The sequence below is a fragment of the Streptomyces sp. NBC_00083 genome, assembly GCF_026343295.1.
In the GTDB taxonomy this organism is placed as follows: Bacteria; Actinomycetota; Actinomycetes; order Streptomycetales; family Streptomycetaceae; genus Streptomyces.
On the sequence record NZ_JAPELY010000002.1, the window covers coordinates 154,964 to 173,820 of the forward strand.

Sequence of the window (18,857 nt, forward strand, 5' to 3'; positions counted from 1 at the left end):
CCAGGGTGCCGGGCCGCGATGGGCGGCGCCATGGGGTGCCGCACCCTCTTCTCCGGGGGAAAACCCCACCCCGGCGGCCCAGCCCGCGAGACACGGCTTCCAAGGGGGCCCTTATCAGGGCCTAGACTCCCGACCGTACACAGCGTCGAACAGGGCGCGACGAGATCATCGAGGTCAGGGAACGAGGGGCGCGACGTGCCGGAACCGACCGTGCGCCAGACGCCGGCGTTGGCTGCCGACTACTTCCACAGCTATTCCGTCGTCGGCCTCCTCGCCGTGATCGGAGTGCTGTTCGTCGCCGTGGCCTTCGGGGCCGGGCGGCTGCTGCGGCCCGCCGTGCCGACGCCGGAGAAGCTGCTGACGTACGAGTGCGGCGTGGACCCCGTGGGCGAGGGCTGGGCCCACACCCAGGTCCGCTACTACGTCTACGCGTTCCTGTACGTCATCTTCGCCGTCGACTCGATCTTCCTCTTCCCCTGGGCGACCGTCTTCGCGGCCGCGGGCTTCGGCGCCACCACCCTCGTCGAGATGTTCATCTTCCTGGGCTTCCTGGCCCTGGGACTGCTCTACGCATGGAAGAAGGGCGTCCTGGAATGGACGTGACCAACCCCCAGCAGGTGCCCGGACCCCAGCTGCTGCCCGAACCGCAGCGGCTCGGCGTCCTGTCGAGGCTGGCCCCCGCGCCGATGAAGGTGGTCCTCAACTGGGGCCGCCGCTACAGCCTGTGGGTCTTCAACTTCGGCCTCGCCTGCTGCGCCATCGAGTTCATCGCGGCCTCCATGGCCCGCCACGACTTCATCAGGCTCGGCGTGATCCCGTTCGCGCCCGGACCGCGCCAGGCCGACCTCATGATCGTCTCCGGCACGGTGACGGACAAGATGGCGCCCGCGGTCAAGCGGCTGTACGAGCAGATGCCCGAGCCGAAGTACGTCATCTCCTTCGGCGCCTGCTCCAACTGCGGCGGCCCGTACTGGGACTCGTACTCCGTGACCAAGGGCGTCGACCAGATCATCCCCGTCGACGTGTACGTGCCCGGCTGCCCGCCGCGGCCCGAGGCGCTGCTCCAGGGCATCCTCAAGCTCCAGGAGAAGATCGCCCGCGAATCGCTCGGCGAGCGGTACGCGCACGCGGCCACCCCGGCCCAGCTGACCAGCGGGCTCGTCGCCGCGCCGCCGACCCCCGGGGAGGGCCGGGCGTGAACGCGTACGACACCCTGCCGGACGGCGTCACCGACGTCTTCGGCGAACAGGCCACGGCGGCGCGGGCGTACGACCTGCTCACCGTCGACGTGCCCGCCGACGCCTGGATCGCGGCGCTGGAGACCGCCCGCACCGAGCTGGGCTGCACCTACTTCGACTGGCTGAGCGCGGTGGACGAGCCCGGCAAGGGCTTCCAGATCTGCGCCCATGTCGTCGCCCTCGCCGACGGCACGGTCCGCCGGCTCCTCCTGCGCACGACCGTTCCGCACGCGGCGCCCGTGCTGCCCTCCGCGATCGACGTGTACGCGGGCGCGGCCTGGCACGAGCGCGAGACCCACGAGATGTTCGGCGTGGAGTTCACCGGCCACCCGCACCTGGTGCCGCTGCTCCTGCCGGAGAACTTCGAGGGCCACCCGCTGCGCAAGGACTTCGTGCTCGCGGCCCGCGTCGCGAAGGCGTGGCCGGGGGCGAAGGAGCCGGGCGAATCGGAGCACGGCGGCCCCAAGCGCCGCCAGATGCTCCCGCCGGGCGTCCCCGACCCCAACGAGTGGGGCCCCCTCAAGGGCCAGCTCCCCCCGGCCCCGGCCCGCCCGGCCCGCACCCCGCGCGCGGCGGGGGAGCGGCCTGCTCGCGCGGCGGGGGAGCGTCCGGTGCGGCGCGCCCGCAGCGTGTCGGAGGGCTCGGCCTCCCAGGCAGCGGAGGCCGCCCCGGCGACGACTCCGGGTACGACGGCGCCCCGGGCGACCCCCGCCGCCCCGGAAACCCCGGGCACGGGGGCGACCCCGGGTGGGGCGGCGACCGCGGGTGCCCAGGCGGCCCCGAGTGCCCCAGCGACCCCGGGTGGGGCAGCGACCCCGGGTGCCCAGGCGACCCCGGGGACGGAGACGGCTCCGGGCACGGGGTCGGCCCAGGCGGCTCCCGCCGCCCCCAAAACTCCGGGTGCGGGGGCGACACCGACGACTCCGAGCGGGGCCGCGACCCCGGGTGCCCCAGCGACCCCGGGTGCCCCAGCGACCCCTGGTGCCCAGGTGACGCCGGGTGCTTCGGAGGCCGGCGAGACCCCGGGTGCCCCAGCGACCCCGGGTGCCCCAGCGACCCCGGGTGCCCAGGTGACGCAGGGTGCTTCGGAGGCCGCCGGCGAGACCCCGGGTGTCCCAGCGACCCCTGGTGCGGAGACGCCCTCGGTGAGCCCCGGGCCGGAGACGACTCCGGACACGTCCGGTACTCCCGCCGCCCCGGCACCTTCCGTACGTCCTCGGCGGAGCCGCAGCGCCGGGCAGGGGTCGGCCTCGCAGCAGGCGCCCGACGCGGGGCCGGCCGCGGAGCAGGAGCGGGACGCGGAGGGGCGGCCCGCCGCGGCGCCCCGCACGCGCAGTTCCGACGCGCCCTGGCACCACCCGAAACCCGCCTTCGACGAAGGCGAGGGGGGTGGGGCGCCCGCCCCGGCCACCGGGAGCGACGCCCCCGAGCAGTCCGGCCCCGCCGCACCCGAACCGGAGCCCACCGCACCCGAACCGAAGCCCACCGCACCCGCCCCCGCCGGGAAACCCGCCCCGGGCACCGGAACCGACGAACCCGAACCGTCCGACCCCGCCGCACCAACCGACCCCGCCGGAGGCGACCCGCGTGAATGACGCACTCGACGTCGCCCTCCGGATCATCGTCGTCTTCGTCGTGTTCCTCGTCCTCCCGCTGGTCGTAGGGCAGACCGAGCACAAGGTGATGGCGCACATGCAGGGCCGGCTCGGCCCGATGTACGCGGGCGGCTTCCACGGCTGGGCCCAACTCGTCGCGGACGGCGTGAAGTTCGCGCAGAAGGAAGACATCGTCCCGGCCGCGGCCGACCGGCGGATCTTCCAGCTCGCCCCCGCCGTCGCGCTGCTGCCCTACCTCCTCGTCCTCGTGGCCGTCCCCATCGGCCCGAGCGAGGGCGCGGTCGGCCAGGTCGTCGACGCGGGCATCTTCTTCGTGCTCGCCGTGATGGGCGTGGGCGTGCTCGGTTCGCTCATGGCGGGCTGGGCCTCGGCCAACAAGTTCTCCCTCCTCGGCGGCCTGCGCACCGCCGCGCAGCTCCTCGCGTACGAACTGCCGATGCTGCTCGCCGCCGCCTCCGTGGCGATGGCGGCCGGCACGGTCTCGCTGCCCGGCATCCTCAACGCCTTCCACTGGTGGTGGCTGCCCTGGCAGATCGTCGGCGCCCTCGTCTTCTTCACCGCCGGTCTCGCCGAACTCCAGCGTCCGCCCTTCGACATGCCCGTCGCCGACTCCGAGATCATCTTCGGCGCGTACACCGAGTACACGGGGCTGCGCTTCGCGCTGTTCCTGCTCGCCGAGTACGCCGGCATCGTCGTCCTGTGCGGCCTGACCACCGTCCTCTTCCTCGGCGGCTGGCACGGCCCCTGGGGCGCCGACGGGCTCGGCTGGGTCTGGACCCTGCTCAAGACGGCGGTGCTCGCCTTCGTCGTGATCTGGCTCCGGGTCAGCTACCCCCGGCTCCGCGAGGACCAGTTGCAGAAGCTCGCCTGGACCACGCTCATCCCGCTCGCGCTCGCCCAGATCGCGCTCACCGGCATCGTGAAGGTGGCGATCAGCTAATGGCTGTCCCCGGTTCCGGCCTCGCCAAGGGCCTCGCTGTCACGCTCCGCACGATGACGAAGAAGACCGTCACCGCGCAGTACCCCGACGTGCAGCCCGAACTCCCGCCCCGCAGCCGGGGCGTGATCGGCCTGTTCGAGGAGAACTGCACGGTGTGCATGCTGTGCGCCCGCGAGTGCCCCGACTGGTGCATCTACATCGACTCCCACAAGGAGACGGTCCCCGCCGCGGTCGAGGGCGGCCGCGAGCGCAGCCGCAACGTGCTCGACCGTTTCGCCATCGACTTCTCGCTCTGCATGTACTGCGGCATCTGCATCGAGGTGTGTCCTTTCGACGCGCTGTTCTGGTCCCCCGAGTTCGAGTACGCGGAGACCGACATCCACGAGCTCACGCACGAGCGCGACAAGCTGCGCGACTGGATGTGGACGGTGCCGGCCCCGCCCGCGCTCGACCCGGGAGCGGAGGAGCCCAAGGAAGTCGCCGCCGCGCGCAAGGCCGCCGACAAACTGGCCGCCGCGCAGGCGGCGGAGGCCGCGGCCTCCGCGGAGCCGGCCCCCGGCCCCGACGCCGCCTCCGAGGGAGGTCGGGCATGAGCGCGATCCTCGCCCAGGCGGCCCTCACCGCGCCGCAGGGCTTCCTCTCGCCGACCGGTGTGGAGATCGCCTTCGTCCTCGTCGGCATCGCCACCCTCGGCGCGGCCGTCATGACCGTCACGACGCAGCAGCTGGTGCACGCCGCCCTGTGGCTGGTCGTGGCGCTCGGCGGCCTGGCCGTCGAATACCTCCTGCTCACCGCCGAGTTCATCGCCTGGGTGCAGGTCCTCATCTACGTCGGTTCGATCGTGGTGCTCCTCCTGTTCGGACTGATGCTGACCAGGGCGCCCATCGGCCGCTCCCCGGACGCCGACTCCGGCAACCGCTGGGTGGCGCTCGCGGTGGCCGTGGCCGCTGCCGGGACCCTCGTCTGGGTCGTCGTCGACGCCTTCCGCACGAGCTGGATCGACCTCGACGGGCCCGCCCAGGGCTCCACCAAGGTGTCCGGAGAGATCCTCTTCCGGCACTGGGTGCTGCCCTTCGAGGGGCTGTCCGTGCTGCTCCTGGCCGCGCTGGTCGGCGCGATCGTGCTGTCCCGCAAGAGCGCCCCGGACGACGCCCCCGGTGCGGGCTCCGGCGCCGCCCCCCGTGAGACGGAGTCGCGCTGATGCATCTCGCCTATCCCGCCGTGCTCGCCGTCCTCCTGTTCTGCACCGGTCTCTACGGTGTGCTCGCGCGGCGCAACGCGATCCTGGTCCTGATGTCCGTCGAGCTGATGCTCAACGCCGTCAACCTCAACCTCGTCGCCTTCGACGTGTGGCTGCGCGACAGCCTCCACGCCGGCCAGGCGCTCACCCTGTTCACCATCGCCATCGCCGCCGCCGAGATCGGCATCGGCCTGGCGATCGTGCTCGCCGTGTACCGCAACCGCGGCACCGCCGACATCGACAAGCTCCGCGACACCGCCGAGGGCCCCGGTTCGGACCCGGCGGACCCCGACGACCCCGCCGCCCCGGCACAGAAGGCTGAGGCCGCCGCGTGACCACCACGACCCTCGCCGTCCTCGTCCCGCTCCTGCCGTTCCTGGGCGCCGCGGCCGGCCTGCTCCTCGGCCGCCGCGCCCCGGGCTTCGTCCGCCCGCTCGCGGTCCTCCCGACGTTCGCCGCGTTCGTGCTCGCCGTCGTCGTCGCCGTCGACCAGGGCGGCGGCAAGGCCATCGACGCGGCCACCCGGCTCACCCCGACCGGCTCCGTACCGATCGAACTCGCCCTCCACCTGGACGGGTTCGCGGTCCTCGTCGCCGTCCTGGTCGGCCTGGTCGCCACGTGCGTGCAGCTCTACTCGACGGGCTACCTCCGCGACGACCCGCGCTACACCTCGTACGCCGCGCTCGTCTCCCTGTTCACCTCCGCGATGCTGCTCGTCGTCTACTCCGGCGACCTGATGGTGCTCCTGGTCGGCTGGGAGGTCATGGGCATCTGCTCGTACTTCCTGGTCGGCCACTACTGGGAGACCCCCGAGGCGCGCGCCGCCTCCCTCAAGGCCTTCCTCGTCACCAAGCTCGGCGACGTCCCCTTCCTCATCGGTCTGTTCGCGCTCGCCACCGACGCCGGTACGTTCCGGATCACCGGCGTCGTGCAGGCCGCCCTCACCGGCGGCATCGGCCACCCCACCCTCATCGCGCTGCTGCTGCTCGCCGGTGTCGCCGGCAAGTCCGCGCAGTTCCCGCTGCACACCTGGCTGCCCGACGCGATGGCCGGCCCGACGCCGGTCTCCGCGCTGATCCACGCCGCCACGATGGTCGCCGCCGGCATCTACTTCGTGGCCCGGCTGCTGCCCGTCTTCGCCGCGTCGGCCGCCGCGATGACCGTGCTCGCCGTGATGGCCGCGATCACCATGGTCGGCTCGGGCATCGCCGCGCTCGCCCAGGACGACATCAAGCGCGTCCTCGCCTACTCGACCATCGGCCAGCTCGGCTATCTGTCGGGCGCCCTGGCCGTCGGCGACCGCGGCGCCGCCGTCTTCCACCTCCTGTCGCACGGCGCCTTCAAGGCGCTGCTCTTCCTCGCCGCCGGTGTGGTCATCCACGCCGCCGGCACCAACTCGCTGACCGCCATGTCCCGCATGGGCGGCCTCGCCAAGCGGATCCCCGACGCGTACTGGACGATGACCGTCGCCCTGCTCGCGCTCGCCGCGATCCCTCCTTTCGCCGGCTTCTTCTCCAAGGAGGCGGTCCTGTCCGCCGCCGAGCACACCGCGCTCGGCGAGAGCCAGGTCGCCCCGGCCGGCGCCGGCTGGACCGTGCTGATCGCCGGTCTCCTGGCCGCGCTCCTCACCGCCGCTTACGCGATGCGCCTGTGGCTGCTCGCCTTCCGCGGCCGAGGAGCGGAAGCCCCGGACCACGGAAAGCAGCCGGTCGTCATGAACGCCGTGCTGTGGGTGCTCGCCATCCCCTCCCTCGCCTTCGGCCTGACCACCGGCTACCTCGGCGACTGGTTCGACGGGCGCGCCCTCACCCCGGCCGTCACCACCGCCGTCCTCTCCACGGGGGTCGCCCTCGTCGGCGGCCTGGTCACCTATGCCGCCTGGCGCCACACCTCCGCCCTCGCCGCCCGCACCCCGATGGGCGCCGTCGTGGCCCACCCCGAGGGCGACGGCGGGCAGGTCGAGGAGGAGGCCATCGCCAGCCACACCGAGGTCTACGGCTCCATCGCGTCCGCGCCCGACCCGGCCGACCCGGGCCGGCTCCTGCTCGGCCCGCTGCACCGCCACGCGGCCAACGGCTTCCACCTGGACGCCCTGTACTCCGCCCTGTTCGTCCGCCCCGTCCTCGCCGCGGCCGGCCTGGTCCGCTTCCTGGACCGCGAGGTCGTCGAGACGTACGTACGCGCCGCGAGCGCCGGGCCGCGCTGGCTCGGCTGGGCCGTGCGCCGCGCGCAGAACGGCAATGTGCAGAGCTACCTCAGCGCGCTGCTGGCCGGCTCACTCGTCCTGGCGGCCGCCGTGGTCGTCCTTGCCAACGTCACCGCGGGGTCCTGAGCCGTGATCGATATCAGCGAGTCCGTGATGCAGTTCCTTCTGGCGTTCATCGTCGTCGTTCCCCTGATCGGTGCCGTCGCCGCCCTGCTGCCCGCGCCGCCCGGCCTCAAGGGCAAGAGCCCCGACCAGGCCGTGCTGCGCCACGGCGTGAGCGTGACCGGTGTGATCCTGCTCGCCGCGATCGTCCTCGCGCTCGGCTTCGACCACGGCCACCCGTCGAGGATGCAGGCCACGACGGACATCAGGTGGATCCCGGCGCTCGACGTCCACCTCCACCTCGGCATCGACGGCATCTCCCTCCCCCTCCTGGTCCTGACCGCGCTGCTGACCTTCCTGTGCGCGCTGTACAGCTACTTCAAGATGCCTTCCGGGCCGTCCCCGAAGGCGTTCGTCGCGCTCCTGCTCGTCCTGGAGGCCGGCACCCTCGCCACCTTCGCCGTCCTCGACCTCGTGCTGTTCTTCCTCGCGTTCGAGATGGTCCTCATCCCGATGTACTTCCTCATCGCCCGCTGGGGCGGGGCCGGGAGGCAGGCCGCCGCCTGGAAGTTCATCCTCTACACCCTGCTCGGCTCGGTCGTCATGCTGCTCGGCCTGCTCCTGATCGGCGTCAAGGCGGGCACGTTCGACATGGTGGCACTCGCCACTGACAACGGCCGGGGGCTGACCACATCCGTGCAGGTCATCGCCGTTCTGGCGATCGGGATCGGGCTCGCGGTCAAGACCCCGATGTTCCCGCTGCACAGCTGGCTCCCGGACGCCCACACCGCCGCCCCGACCGTCGGCTCGGTGCTGCTCGCCGGTGTGCTCCTGAAAATGGGCACGTACGGCTTCGTCCGCATCGTGCTGCCGATCGCGCCGCACGGCATGCACGCCTTCGCGCCCTACCTGGCCGCCTTCGCCGTCGCCGGGATCATCTACGGCTCGCTCGCCTGCCTCTCCCTCGCGAGGGAGGGCAACAAGGGCGACCTCAAGCGCCTCATCGCGTACTCCTCCGTCGGCCACATGGGCTTCGTGCTGCTCGGCATCGCCTCGATGACCCCGACCGGCGTCAACGGCGCGCTCTTCGCCAACATCGCCCACGGCCTCATCACCGGCCTGCTGTTCTTCCTGGTCGGCGCCCTCAAGGACCGCTACGGCACCGCCGACCTCGACACCCTGGCCGGCGCCACCGGGGCCGCCCTCTACGGCCGGGCACCGCGCCTGGGCGGGCTCCTCGCCTTCGCCGCGGTCGCCTCCCTCGGACTGCCCGGACTCGCCGGGTTCTGGGGCGAGATGCTCTCGATGTTCGGCGCGTTCGACCCGGCGCCGGGCCTGAGCCGACCCGCCTTCCTCACCTTCGTGGCGATCGCCGCGTTCGGCACCCTGCTCACCGCCGCGTACCTGCTGGTCGTGGTCCGCCGGGTCTGCATGGGCGGCAAGCCGGCCGACGGGCCCGTGCTCGCCGACATCCAGGGCTACGAGTTCGCCGCCTGGAGCCCGCTCGTCGCGCTCACCGTCCTCGCCGGGCTCTGGCCCGCGGTCCTCCTCGGCCTCACCGACCCGGCCGTCCAGAAGCTCCTCGCAGGAGGCAAGTCGTGACCCCCGACGTCACCACCGCGGCGGCCGGCACCGCAAGCCTGGTCCAGTCCGTCGACTGGGTCGCGATCGCGCCGCCCCTGATCACCGCGGCCGTCGCCCTGGTCGTGCTGCTCGCCGACCTGTTCCTGTCGCCGAGGCGCAAGGCGCTGCTCGGCTGGATCACCCTCGCGGGCCTGGCCGGGGCGCTCGTCTCGCTGGTGCCGCTGCGCACCGGCAGCCGCTCCACGTTCTGCCTGACCGCCAACCCGGACGCGTGCAGCTACACCGTCGACCAGTTCGCCTTCGTCATCCAGGCGCTGGTCCTCGGCGGCGCCCTGCTCACCACCCTGCTGTCGATGAGGGACACCGAGGAGGGGAAGCTCCCGGCGGGCGAGTTCTGGTTCCTGCTGCTCTCCTCCGCGGCCGGCGCGGCCCTGCTGCCCGCCTCCCGCGACCTCGCGACCCTCGTCGTCGCCCTGGAGGTCGCCTCGCTGCCCGCCTTCGCGCTCGTCGGACTCAAGCGCGGCGACCGGCTCTCCTCCGAGGCGGCCCTGAAGTTCTTCCTGTCGTCGGTGACGGCGACGGCCGTGATGCTGCTCGGCGTCAGCTTCGTGTACGCGGCGACGGGCACCCTGCACCTCACGGAGCTGGCCACCAAACTGGCCACCGTTCCGGGCCAGTTGGAGACGGTCGCCGAGGCGGGCGTCGTCCTCACCCTGGTCGGCTTCGCCTTCAAGACGGCGGCGGCGCCCTTCCACTTCTGGGTGCCCGACACCTATGTGGGCGCGCCCCTGCCCATCGCCGCCTACCTCTCCGTCGTCGGCAAGGCGGTCGGCTTCTCCGGGCTCATCCTGGTGACGGTCGTCGCCTTCCCCGCCTACGCCGACGTGTGGGGTCCCGCGCTCGCCGTGTTCGCGGCGCTGACCATGACCCTCGGCAACGCGGCCGCCCTGCGGCAGTCCGCCACCCGCGCCCACAGCGCGGTCCGGCTGCTCGCCTGGTCCTCGGTGGGCCAGGCCGGCTACCTCCTGGTGCCGATCGCGGCCGCCGCCTACTCCGGCGACGACAAGGTCGGCGCCACCGTGGCGTACGCCCTGATGTACGCCGTCGTGAACCTGGGCGCCTTCGCGGTCGCCGCCCTGGTGGGCCGGGCCAAGCCCCTCAACCGCCTCTCCGACTACCGGGGCCTGTACGCCGAGCGCCCGCTCGCCGCGCTCGCGCTGGCGTTCTTCCTGCTCTGCCTGGCCGGGCTCCCGCCGGGCATCATCGGCCTGTTCGCCAAGGTCACCGTCTTCTCGGCGGCCGTCGACGCGGGGCTCGGCTGGCTCGCCGTCATCATGGCGGTCAACGTGGTCGTCGCCCTCTACTACTACCTGCGGTGGGCCGCGCTCCTGTTCCGCCCGGCGGGCGCGTCCGCCGGCACCGCCCCGCGCCCCGAGCGCCTCCGCGTCCCGGTTCCGCTCGCGGCCGCCATCGGCCTCACCGCGGTCGGCGGGGTCGTTCTGTCCGGACTGCCCCAACTTGCCCTGCACTTCGCCACGGTGACCCTCTTCTGAGTTTTGGCGCGGCCGACGCGAGGGCACGGTTTGGTGCGTACGCCCTTGAGGAGGCACTGTCGTACGCGCACATCCCGGCGCGCACGCACGTGCGACGGCGCGGAACCAGACGAGAGACATCAGGGAGCAGAGCGGTGCTGAGCGGGTTCAAGGACTTCATCCTGCGCGGGAACATAGTGACGATGGCGGTCGGTCTGGCCGTCGGATCGGCCTTCACCGCGGTGGTCACGGGATTCAGCACCGCGTTCATCACCCCCCTGATCGGCCTGGCCACCCGCTCGACCGGCGACTTCAGCGCGGCGACCTTCACCGCCGACAGCGTCACGTTCCCCTACGGCAAGTTCGTCGGCGCGGCCATCGCCTTCGTGATCACCGCCGCGGTGCTCTACTTCGTCGTCGTCGTGCCCATGATGAAGGTGCAGGCCCGCTTCGACCGCAAGGACAAGCCGGTCGACATCAAGGCCGCCCTGCGCGACTGCCCGCGCTGCTACGCGCAGATCCCCGGCATCGCGAGCCGCTGCTCGCACTGCACGAGCGAGATCGAGCCCGACCCGGTGGCGCTGGAGATGGCCGGGCTGCCCGCCCCGCGCTGACCCGACCCGAACGGCGTAACGCGCCCTCCAGCGCGCACAAGGGAACCAGCGTCCCCCGCCTGGCGTTGACCAGTACGGGAGAGTCCACTGGACATCGGAAGGACCACCAGCGAAGGCTCCCCACCGCACCACTTGGAGGGCGTACCGTGCACCGCCGGCACAACGGGCTGAGGACCGCCGTCCTCCTCGGAGGACTGTCCGCGCTCATCATCGTCATCGGCAGCTTCTTCGGGCGCACAGGGCTGATCGTCGCCGTCCTGGTGGCGCTCGGCACCAATGCCTACGCGTACTGGAACAGCGACAAGCTGGCCCTGCGTGCCATGCGGGCGCGCCCGGTGAGCGAGTTCGAGGCCCCGGAGCTCTACCGGATGGTCCGCGACCTCTCCACCCAGGCGCGCCAGCCCATGCCCCGGCTCTACATCTCGCCCACCCAGGCGCCCAACGCGTTCGCGACCGGCCGCAACCCGCGCAACGCGGCGGTGTGCTGCACCGACGGCATCCTGCGGATCCTCGACGAGCGGGAGCTGCGGGGCGTGATCGGCCACGAGCTGAGCCATGTCTACAACCGCGACATCCTGATCTCGTCGGTCGCCGGCGCGCTGGCCTCGGTGATCATGTTCCTGGTCAACTTCGCGTGGCTGATCCCGGTCGGCCGTTCCAACGACGACGAGGGCCCCGGCATCTTCGGCATGCTCCTTGTCATGATCCTGGGCCCGCTCGCCGCCTCGGTGATCCAGCTCGCGATCAGCCGTTCCCGCGAGTACGAGGCGGACGCGTCGGGCGCCCAGCTCACCGGCGACCCGCTGGCCCTGGCCAGCGCGCTGCGCAAGCTCGACGCGGGCACCAAGCAGCTGCCGCTGCCGCCGGAGCCGCGCATCGAGACGGCGAGCCACATGATGATCGCCAACCCCTTCCGGCCCGGTCAGGGAGTGTCCAAACTGTTCTCGACCCACCCGCCGATGGCGGAACGCATCGCCCGACTCGAACAGATGGCAGGTCGCCGCCCATGAAGACAATCCTGAACGTCATCTGGCTGATCCTCTGTGGCTTCTGGATGTTCCTCGGCTACCTGCTCGCGGGCCTGCTGCTCTGCATCACCATCATCGGGATCCCGTTCGGCGTGGCCGCGTTCCGCATCGGCATGTACGCGCTCTGGCCGTTCGGCTACACGGTCGTCGACCGGCGGGGCGCGGGCGCGCCCTCCTGCGTCGGCAATGTGCTGTGGCTGGTTCTGGCCGGCTGGTGGCTGGCGCTCGGCCACATCGTCACCGGCATCGCCCTGTGCGTCACGATCATCGGCATCCCGCTGGGCCTCGCCAACTTCAAGCTGATCCCGGTGTCGCTGCTGCCCCTGGGCAAGGAGATCGTCCGTACGGACGAGCCGTTCGCCGCGCGCTGAACCAGCGGCCGCCGGGCGCCGCAACCGTGCGCGCCATCGGGGCGTCTTCCCTCACGAACCGAATGGTTGCGGGGTTACGCAATACGGCAATGCCCCGCGCAGCGCGTACGTACGAGAGGCAGGTCCCCGGCATGGGCATCGTCAGCTGGATCATCCTCGGCCTGCTGGCCGGGGCGGCCGCCAAGCTCCTGCTCCCCGGCCGCGACCCGGGCGGGCCGATCATCACGACCCTCATCGGCATCGCGGGAGCGTTCGTCGGTGGCTGGATATCGGCGCGCTGGCTGGACCGCCCGATCGCCAACCACTTCTACGACGGCGCCACATGGGCGGCGGCCATCGGCGGCTCGCTGGTGCTGCTGGTCATCTACCGCATCCTGTTCGGCAATTCACGCAGCCGCTGACCAACGGGGCGCGGGAGAACGGGCGATCAGCGGCCGAGACCCGTGTCCCGAAGGGTGATGTTGAGCCGGCCACGCGCCAGACCCGTGGCCGGCTCTCCCGTTCCCGGCAGCACCTTGGGCACGCCGTGGTACGCGAAGCGGGAGGGCCCGCCGAACACGAACAGGTCGCCGGAGACCAGCTCCACATCGGTGTAGGGCCGTCCGCGGTTCTCGGTGTTGCCGAACCGGAAGACACAGCTGTCGCCGATGCTGAGCGAGACCACGGGCGCGTCGGACTTCTCGTCCTTGTCCTGGTGGAGCCCCATCTTCGCGGTGTCGTCATAGAAGTTGACGAGCGCGGCGTCGGGCGCGTAGCGGGCGGCCGCGTCCGCGTCGCCATAGGCGGCGGCCACCGCCGAACGCCCCAACTCGCCCAGCCAGTCCGGGAACGGGGCGACGGGAAGCCCGTTCACATCACCGGCGACGCGGGTGTACCGGTAGGGCTGCCAGTGCCACCCGACGCACACCGTCCGCACCGACATGACACCCCCGCCCGGCAGCTCGGTGCGGCGGATCGGGACGGGCCCCTCGGCCCACGCCCGGCAGGCGACGACGAGCTCCCGCTGACGCCCGGCCGGAAGCCATCCCGGCAGATGCACCGCACCGGGCGCGACCTCGACCCGCTCGGGCCGGGGCAGCCGGAACAGCCCCTCGCTCATGACGCCAGGGCGCCTTCCATGCCGAGCAGCGCCTGCTTGCGGTCGAGACCGCCGGCGTACCCCTTGAGGGAGCCGTCGGAGCCGATCACCCGGTGACAGGGCCGCACCACGAGCAGCGGGTTGCGCCCGATCGCGGTGCCCACCGCGCGCACGAGCACGGGGGAGGCGCCGATCCGCCGGGCGATCTCACCGTACGAGACGGTCGTCCCGTAGGCGATCGCGTCCAGCTCGGCCCAGACCTGGCGCTGGAAGTCGGTGCCGGGCACGCCGGCCGCGTACTCGATGTCGAACCGGGTCAGCTCGCCGGCGAAGTACGCCCGCAGCTGGGCGGCGATCCCCGCGAAGGCTCCGGGCGACTGCCGCCACCCGTCCCGGACGGTCGCACCGCCCTTCTGCCCCGGCACGGAGAGCGAGACCAGCGCGGTCCCGCCCGGCGCGGTCGCCGACTCCTCACCCACGAGCAACAGCTCACCCAGGGGGCTGTCGAGGGTCGCGTAGACAGTCATCGCACATTCCCTTCTTCCTGTACGACACCGAGTCTGCGACCCCCGACCGCCGCGCGCTGGCGGAAATCGGACACCACGGCCGGGCGCCCCGCGAGCGGCGCCGACCGGGTCAGCGGTAGTTGACGAACTGGATCGCGAAGTCGAAGTCCTTGCCCTTGAGCAGCGCCTGGACGGCCTGGAGGTCGTCGCGGCTCTTGGACGAGACACGCAGCTCCTCGCCCTGGACCTGCGCCTTGACGCCCTTGGGGCCCTCGTCGCGGATGGTCTTGGCGACCTTCTTGGCGTTGTCCTGGGAGATGCCCTCCTCGATGGAGGCGAAGATCTTGTACTCCTTGCCGGACAGCTGGGGCTCGCCCGCGTCCAGCGACTTCAGGGAGATGCCGCGCTTGATCAGCTTGGTCTCGAAGATGTCGAGGATCGCCTTGACCCGCTCCTCGCCGTTCGCCTGCATGAGGATCTTCTCGCCGGACCACGAGATCGAGGCGTCCGTGCCCTTGAAGTCGTAGCGCTGCGAGATCTCCTTCGCGGCCTGGTTGAGGGCGTTGTCGACCTCCTGCCGCTCGACCTTCGAGACGATGTCGAAACTGGAGTCGGCCATGTCCTGTGGCTCCTTGGGTCGGGGTGTCGGGGTGCGCCCGAGCCGGCGGCCGAGCGCGCGGCGACCCGGCCCCACTGCCGAACCACCGCCCCAAAGCCTAGTCACCCGCTGCCCGGCACAGCGCTGATCAATGGGGTGGCGGACCACCCCTGGGCATCAGGTATCGTTTACGTCGTTGCCACGGAGCACCGCCGCAAGGCGGGAACCGCAGGCGACATCCCATGGCGGTGTGCCCGAGTGGCCAATGGGAACGGACTGTAAATCCGTCGGCTCTGCCTACCCAGGTTCGAATCCTGGCGCCGCCACAGTGGGTGAAACCCCGGGTGACCTGAGAAGGTCACCCGGGGTTTCTTCGTTGTGCGCCCGCCGGCGGCTCGGGACTTCGGGGCCCCGGCCAAAGGCACGGCCCCGACCCGACCGCTCCCGGGGGCGGACTCAGTTTCCCGCCACGCCCTTCACCGCGACCGTCACCGGCGCCGAGCCGCTGATCAGTTCCAGGGTGAGGCCCGCGGTGGCCGGGCTCTCCAGGAGTTCGGCCAGGACCGCGGCCACGTCGTCGCGGGGGATCGCGCCGCGGCCGGTCGAGGCGGCCAGGGTCACCAGGCCCTTGCCCGCGTCGTTGGTCAGCGAACCGGGGCGCAGGACCGTCCAGTCCAGGGCCGTCCGGGACCGTACGGCGTCGTCCGCCGCGCCCTTCGCACGCAGGTAGGCGTCGAAGACACCGTCGCCCGCGTGGGACGAGCTCGCGCCCATGGACGAGACGATGACGTAGCGCCGCACGCCCGCCCGCTCCGCCGCGTCGGCGAGCAGGATCGCGGCCGCCCGGTCCACCGTCTCCTTGCGTGAGGCGTCGCTGCCCGGACCCGCGCCCGCCGCGAACACCACGGCGTCCGCGCCGCGCAGGGCGTCGGCGACCGCGTCCACCGACGCCGACTCCAGATCCAGGACGACCGGCTCCGCGCCGGCCTTTCGCAGGTCGTCCGCCTGTTCCTTCTTGCGGATGATGCCCGCGACCTCGTCGCCGCGCGCCGCGAGCAGCCTTTCGAGCCGCAGCGCGATCTGACCATGACCTCCAGCGATGACAATGCGCATGGTCACGACGGTACGCGGAGTTGCCGCCGCCCGCCGCCCGCCGCCCGCCGGGCAGGGGTCAGCCGGGCTCGCCGGGCCGCCCGGACTCCGAGCGGCCCTGCCGGGGAAGGTCAAGGGCCACCGCGGCCGCCGAGTCGCAGTACTCGCGCACCGCGCTCGTACGGGCCACCACACGGCCCCGGTGGATGACGATGCGGCTGTACGCGAGGGAGAGCACGCCCGCGATGCGGTCGCCCCGTACGGCGAGCAGCTCGGCGGGGAAGCCCGCCTCCACGCGCACCTCGGGCAGGCCCATCGTCTCGCGGGCCACCGTGCTCACCGCCGCGTACGCGTCATCGGGGCGCAGACCGGCCTGCGACGCGAGGAGGTAGGCGGCCTCCAGCGGGTCGCCGCGGCCGACCGGGTTGGAGACGTCGCGCAAGGAGCCGCTCCCCGCCGCGAGTCGCACCCCGGCCGACCTCAACAGGCGTACGGGAGCTGCGCCTTGACGGTCCGTCATGCCGCAGCCGCCCTGGGGGAGACAGGTCACCGCGACGCCCGCGGAGGCGAGTTGGTCGGCGGCGCGGGCCGCGGTCTCGCGGGGGAGCCGGGAGAGGCCGCCGCACGGGCCGATGACGACGCCGGGGCGCAGCCCGCCGGACATGGCGGCGAGGCGGGCGAGGCGCGCCGGGTCGGCGGCGTCGGTGTGCAGGTCGACGGCGCAGCCGTGCTCGGCGGCGAGTTCGAGGACGGCCTCGGCGTAGCCGGCCGGGTCGGCGTCGAGGTCGGGGCAGCCGCCGACCACGGAGGCGCCCATCTTGACCGCGTCGCGCAGCATGGCGAGCCCGTCGGCGCCTGCCACCCCGGTCAGCAGCCGCGGCACCGCGACGACGGCGAGCTCGGTGAGGCCGCGCAGGGAGCGCCGGGTCTGGAGCACCGCCTCCAGCGGGTCGAGCCCGCTGACCTCGTCGATGCGTACGTGCGAGCGCAGCGCGGTCGCGCCGTGGCCGAGCTGGAGCAGGGCGGCCTCGGTGGCCCGGCGCTGGACCTCCTCGACGGCGTACGAGACCGGGCCGTCCGCGCTGAGGGCGGTCAGCGCGGTGTCGCCGTGGGCGTGCGGCTCGGCGGGGGCCGGAAGCAGCAGGAAGCCGGTCAGGTCCACGCGCGCGGAGCCGTGCGCGGCCAGGCTTCCCACCGTGCCCACCGCCTCGATGCGGCCGCCGCCGAGCCGCACGTCCACGCTCCGGCCGTCGGCGAGTCTGGCGCCGCACAGCAACAGCGAAGAGCCGGAGGTGGGGTCGGGGCCTTCGCCGGTGCCGGGGGAGTGGGCCGGCTGCTGGTGGCTGTCGGACATCGCGCTCCTGATCGGGCTCGGGTGATCGGGCTCGGGCGGGCAAGATCACGCAGCGTGAGCCGAGCCTAGGGCGGCCCCACCCGTGCATCGAGGAGGAGCGGAATAGTCGTACCGGTGTGGCCCTGAGTGGCCTACGGGACCGGTGGGACAGGGCCTCGGGAGACGGCTCGAAGGGCGGCACGAAACGGATTTGGGCGATCGGCGAGAGTGCGTGTAATGTCTTCCTCGCTCGCCCCAATAGCTCAGTCGGTAGAGCGTCTCCATGGTAAGGAGAAGGTCTACGGTTCGATTCCGTATTGGGGCTCTGGTGCGGAAGCCCTCACCTTCGGGTGAGGGACTCCGTATCAAAGCGGTGTAGCTCAGTCGGTAGAGCAAGCGGCTCATAATCGCTGTGTCACCGGTTCAAGTCCGGTCACCGCTACACACGGTAGCCGATTGTGGGGTCGGTCCTTCGATCGGCTACTCTTTTATGCGTTCATCCGTCAACCCGTCCGTCAAGGAGCACTCACGTGGCTGCCACCGACGTCCGCCCGAAGATCACGCTGGCCTGCGTGGAGTGCAAGGAGCGGAACTACATCACCAAGAAGAACCGGCGTAACAACCCGGACCGACTGGAGATGAAGAAGCACTGCCCGCGCTGCAACTCGCACACTGCGCACCGCGAGACCCGCTAACCACGGCGTCTGGCACTCAGGCTCGTTCGAGAGGCCGTTCCCCACATCGGGGAGCGGCCTCTCGGCGTTGGCGCGCGAGCAGCGCGCCACCCCCGTCATGAGCACCCTTCATTCCTGATCAACAGGAGGTAGCCAGCCGATGGCGCTCGACCAGTCCTTCGTGGGGCGGAGCTATCCGCCCACTGACCCGTACGAGGTCGGCCGCGAGAAGATCCGCGAGTTCGCCGTGGCGGTCGGGGACGAGAACCCGGCCTACACCGACCCGGAGGCGGCCAAGGCCCTGGGGCACACCGATGTGATCGCCCCGCCGACCTTCGTGTTCGCCATCACGTTCGGCGCGGCCGGCCAGGTCATCCAGGACCCGCAGCTGGGCCTCGACTACAGCCGGGTGGTGCACGGCGACCAGAAGTTCGCGTACAGCCGTCCCGTCCGCGCGGGCGACCGGCTCACCGTGACCTCGACCATCGAGGCGATCAAGTCCCTCGCGGGCAACGACATCCTGGACATCCGGGGCGAGGTCCACGACGAGGCGGGCGAACACGTCGTCACCGCCTGGACCAAGCTGGTGTCCCGAGCGGCCGAGGGGGCCTGAGATGACCGCGAAGATCCGTTACGAGGACGTCGAGCCCGGCACCGAGCTGCCGTCGGCGTCCTTCCCCGTGACCCGGGCCACGCTCGTGCAGTACGCGGGCGCGTCCGGCGACTTCAACCCGATCCACTGGAACGAGAAGTTCGCGAAGGAGGTCGGGCTCCCCGACGTCATCGCGCACGGCATGTTCACCATGGCCGAGGCGGTCCGCGTGGTCACGGACTGGGTCGGCGACCCGGGCGCGGTCACCGAGTACGGCGTGCGCTTCACCAAGCCGGTCGTGGTGCCGAACGACGACACCGGCGCGCTGATCGAGGTCAGCGCCAAGGTGGCGGCGAAGCTCGACGACGAGGCGCGTACGGTCCGCGTGGACCTCACCGCGATGAGCGCCGGCCAGAAGGTGCTCGGCATGTCCCGGGCGGTCGTGCGCCTGGCCTGATGCCGGAGGGACTCCGGGGGCGAGCCCTCGGAGTCCCGCGGGCTGCCTCCCCTTGA

General features: G+C 72.0%; 22 protein-coding genes and 3 tRNA genes. 20 read left to right on the forward strand and 5 right to left on the reverse strand.

The genetic code is table 11. The annotated features are described in order from the left end of the window. Nucleotides 1–195: 195 nt before the first annotated feature. The 14 genes from OOJ98_RS17110 to OOJ98_RS17175 all read left to right on the forward strand — a co-directional run bounded on the left by OOJ98_RS17110 (nucleotide 196) and on the right by OOJ98_RS17175 (nucleotide 12,872). Complete coding sequence (locus tag OOJ98_RS17110) at nucleotides 196–603, forward strand: NADH-quinone oxidoreductase subunit A (protein ID WP_267055775.1); 408 nt, start codon at nucleotides 196–198, stop codon at nucleotides 601–603. Continuing rightward, nucleotides 594–1,199, forward strand: a complete 606-nt coding sequence (locus OOJ98_RS17115; RefSeq protein WP_267055776.1) for an NADH-quinone oxidoreductase subunit B — start codon at nucleotides 594–596, stop codon at nucleotides 1,197–1,199. The genes OOJ98_RS17110 and OOJ98_RS17115 overlap by 10 nt, the downstream gene beginning before the upstream one ends. Then, nucleotides 1,196–2,833 (forward strand): NADH-quinone oxidoreductase subunit C, encoded by a 1,638-nt coding sequence (locus OOJ98_RS17120; RefSeq protein ID WP_267055777.1) that lies wholly within the window; start codon nucleotides 1,196–1,198, stop codon nucleotides 2,831–2,833. Before OOJ98_RS17115 ends, OOJ98_RS17120 begins: the two co-directional genes overlap by 4 nt. Further along, complete coding sequence (locus OOJ98_RS17125) at nucleotides 2,826–3,794, forward strand: complex I subunit 1 family protein (RefSeq protein ID WP_267055778.1); 969 nt, start codon at nucleotides 2,826–2,828, stop codon at nucleotides 3,792–3,794. Before OOJ98_RS17120 ends, OOJ98_RS17125 begins: the two co-directional genes overlap by 8 nt. After that, nucleotides 3,794–4,387 (forward strand): NADH-quinone oxidoreductase subunit I, encoded by a 594-nt coding sequence (locus tag OOJ98_RS17130; RefSeq protein WP_267055779.1) that lies wholly within the window; start codon nucleotides 3,794–3,796, stop codon nucleotides 4,385–4,387. The genes OOJ98_RS17125 and OOJ98_RS17130 overlap by 1 nt, the downstream gene beginning before the upstream one ends. Continuing rightward, nucleotides 4,384–4,995 carry an NADH-quinone oxidoreductase subunit J gene (locus tag OOJ98_RS17135; protein ID WP_267055780.1) on the forward strand — a complete coding sequence of 204 codons (612 nt, stop codon included), beginning with the start codon at nucleotides 4,384–4,386 and terminating at the stop codon, nucleotides 4,993–4,995. The genes OOJ98_RS17130 and OOJ98_RS17135 overlap by 4 nt, the downstream gene beginning before the upstream one ends. Beyond that, nucleotides 4,995–5,369 (forward strand): NADH-quinone oxidoreductase subunit NuoK, encoded by a 375-nt coding sequence (nuoK, locus tag OOJ98_RS17140; protein WP_267055781.1) that lies wholly within the window; start codon nucleotides 4,995–4,997, stop codon nucleotides 5,367–5,369. The genes OOJ98_RS17135 and nuoK overlap by 1 nt, the downstream gene beginning before the upstream one ends. Next, entirely contained in the window at nucleotides 5,366–7,366 is a 2,001-nt protein-coding gene (locus tag OOJ98_RS17145) for an NADH-quinone oxidoreductase subunit L (RefSeq protein WP_267055782.1), read from the forward strand. Before nuoK ends, OOJ98_RS17145 begins: the two co-directional genes overlap by 4 nt. A gap of 27 nt (nucleotides 7,367–7,393) precedes the next feature. After that, complete coding sequence (locus tag OOJ98_RS17150) at nucleotides 7,394–8,944, forward strand: NuoM family protein (protein ID WP_267057002.1); 1,551 nt, start codon at nucleotides 7,394–7,396, stop codon at nucleotides 8,942–8,944. Then, on the forward strand, nucleotides 8,941–10,479 hold the full coding sequence (locus OOJ98_RS17155) for an NADH-quinone oxidoreductase subunit N (RefSeq protein ID WP_267055783.1): 1,539 nt from the start codon (nucleotides 8,941–8,943) through the stop codon (nucleotides 10,477–10,479). Before OOJ98_RS17150 ends, OOJ98_RS17155 begins: the two co-directional genes overlap by 4 nt. A gap of 134 nt (nucleotides 10,480–10,613) precedes the next feature. Then, nucleotides 10,614–11,072: an MscL family protein gene (locus OOJ98_RS17160; RefSeq protein ID WP_267055784.1), complete on the forward strand. Its 459-nt coding sequence runs from the start codon at nucleotides 10,614–10,616 to the stop codon at nucleotides 11,070–11,072. Nucleotides 11,073–11,218: 146 nt separating this feature from the next. Next, on the forward strand, nucleotides 11,219–12,082 hold the full coding sequence (htpX, locus tag OOJ98_RS17165; RefSeq protein ID WP_267055785.1) for a zinc metalloprotease HtpX: 864 nt from the start codon (nucleotides 11,219–11,221) through the stop codon (nucleotides 12,080–12,082). After that, nucleotides 12,079–12,471, forward strand: a complete 393-nt coding sequence (locus OOJ98_RS17170) for a YccF domain-containing protein (protein ID WP_267055786.1) — start codon at nucleotides 12,079–12,081, stop codon at nucleotides 12,469–12,471. The genes htpX and OOJ98_RS17170 overlap by 4 nt, the downstream gene beginning before the upstream one ends. 131 nt (nucleotides 12,472–12,602) lie before the next feature. Continuing rightward, the gene (locus tag OOJ98_RS17175; protein WP_267057003.1) at nucleotides 12,603–12,872 is read left to right on the forward strand and encodes a GlsB/YeaQ/YmgE family stress response membrane protein; all 270 of its coding nucleotides are present in this window, start codon (nucleotides 12,603–12,605) and stop codon (nucleotides 12,870–12,872) included. A 26-nt stretch (nucleotides 12,873–12,898) separates the two neighbouring features. On the opposite strand, the gene OOJ98_RS17180 is transcribed toward OOJ98_RS17175, so the two are convergent. From OOJ98_RS17180 to OOJ98_RS17190, 3 genes are all read right to left on the reverse strand, one after another. Then, nucleotides 12,899–13,570 carry an alpha-ketoglutarate-dependent dioxygenase AlkB gene (locus tag OOJ98_RS17180; protein WP_267055787.1) on the reverse strand — a complete coding sequence of 224 codons (672 nt, stop codon included), beginning with the start codon at nucleotides 13,568–13,570 and terminating at the stop codon, nucleotides 12,899–12,901. Next, nucleotides 13,567–14,076, reverse strand: a complete 510-nt coding sequence (locus tag OOJ98_RS17185; RefSeq protein ID WP_267055788.1) for a methylated-DNA--[protein]-cysteine S-methyltransferase — start codon at nucleotides 14,074–14,076, stop codon at nucleotides 13,567–13,569. The genes OOJ98_RS17180 and OOJ98_RS17185 overlap by 4 nt, the downstream gene beginning before the upstream one ends. A 109-nt stretch (nucleotides 14,077–14,185) precedes the next feature. After that, a complete protein-coding gene (locus OOJ98_RS17190; protein WP_267055789.1) occupies nucleotides 14,186–14,674 on the reverse strand; it encodes a YajQ family cyclic di-GMP-binding protein in 489 nt (162 codons plus the stop codon). A gap of 223 nt (nucleotides 14,675–14,897) precedes the next feature. Here OOJ98_RS17190 and OOJ98_RS17195 point away from each other — a divergent pair. Next, nucleotides 14,898–14,979, forward strand: a tRNA-Tyr gene (locus OOJ98_RS17195). 130 nt (nucleotides 14,980–15,109) lie between these two features. Here the strand turns inward: OOJ98_RS17195 and OOJ98_RS17200 are convergent. Beyond that, nucleotides 15,110–15,766, reverse strand: coding sequence for an SDR family oxidoreductase (locus OOJ98_RS17200; protein WP_267055790.1), 657 nt, complete (start codon nucleotides 15,764–15,766; stop codon nucleotides 15,110–15,112). A gap of 58 nt (nucleotides 15,767–15,824) precedes the next feature. Further along, a complete protein-coding gene (locus tag OOJ98_RS17205; RefSeq protein WP_267055791.1) occupies nucleotides 15,825–17,099 on the reverse strand; it encodes an amidohydrolase family protein in 1,275 nt (424 codons plus the stop codon). Between the two features lie 231 nt (nucleotides 17,100–17,330). Between OOJ98_RS17205 and OOJ98_RS17210 the strand changes: the two genes are divergently transcribed. The 5 genes from OOJ98_RS17210 (at nucleotide 17,331) to OOJ98_RS17230 (ending at nucleotide 18,801) form a co-directional block, all read left to right on the forward strand. After that, a tRNA-Thr gene (locus tag OOJ98_RS17210) sits at nucleotides 17,331–17,403 on the forward strand. 44 nt (nucleotides 17,404–17,447) lie between these two features. Beyond that, nucleotides 17,448–17,520, forward strand: a tRNA-Met gene (locus OOJ98_RS17215). 88 nt (nucleotides 17,521–17,608) lie between these two features. Beyond that, nucleotides 17,609–17,773: a 50S ribosomal protein L33 gene (rpmG, locus tag OOJ98_RS17220; RefSeq protein ID WP_003956487.1), complete on the forward strand. Its 165-nt coding sequence runs from the start codon at nucleotides 17,609–17,611 to the stop codon at nucleotides 17,771–17,773. Nucleotides 17,774–17,912: 139 nt separating this feature from the next. After that, nucleotides 17,913–18,365, forward strand: coding sequence for a MaoC family dehydratase N-terminal domain-containing protein (locus OOJ98_RS17225; RefSeq protein WP_267055792.1), 453 nt, complete (start codon nucleotides 17,913–17,915; stop codon nucleotides 18,363–18,365). A gap of 1 nt (nucleotide 18,366) precedes the next feature. Next, nucleotides 18,367–18,801: a MaoC family dehydratase gene (locus tag OOJ98_RS17230; protein WP_267055793.1), complete on the forward strand. Its 435-nt coding sequence runs from the start codon at nucleotides 18,367–18,369 to the stop codon at nucleotides 18,799–18,801. Nucleotides 18,802–18,857 lie beyond the last annotated feature (56 nt).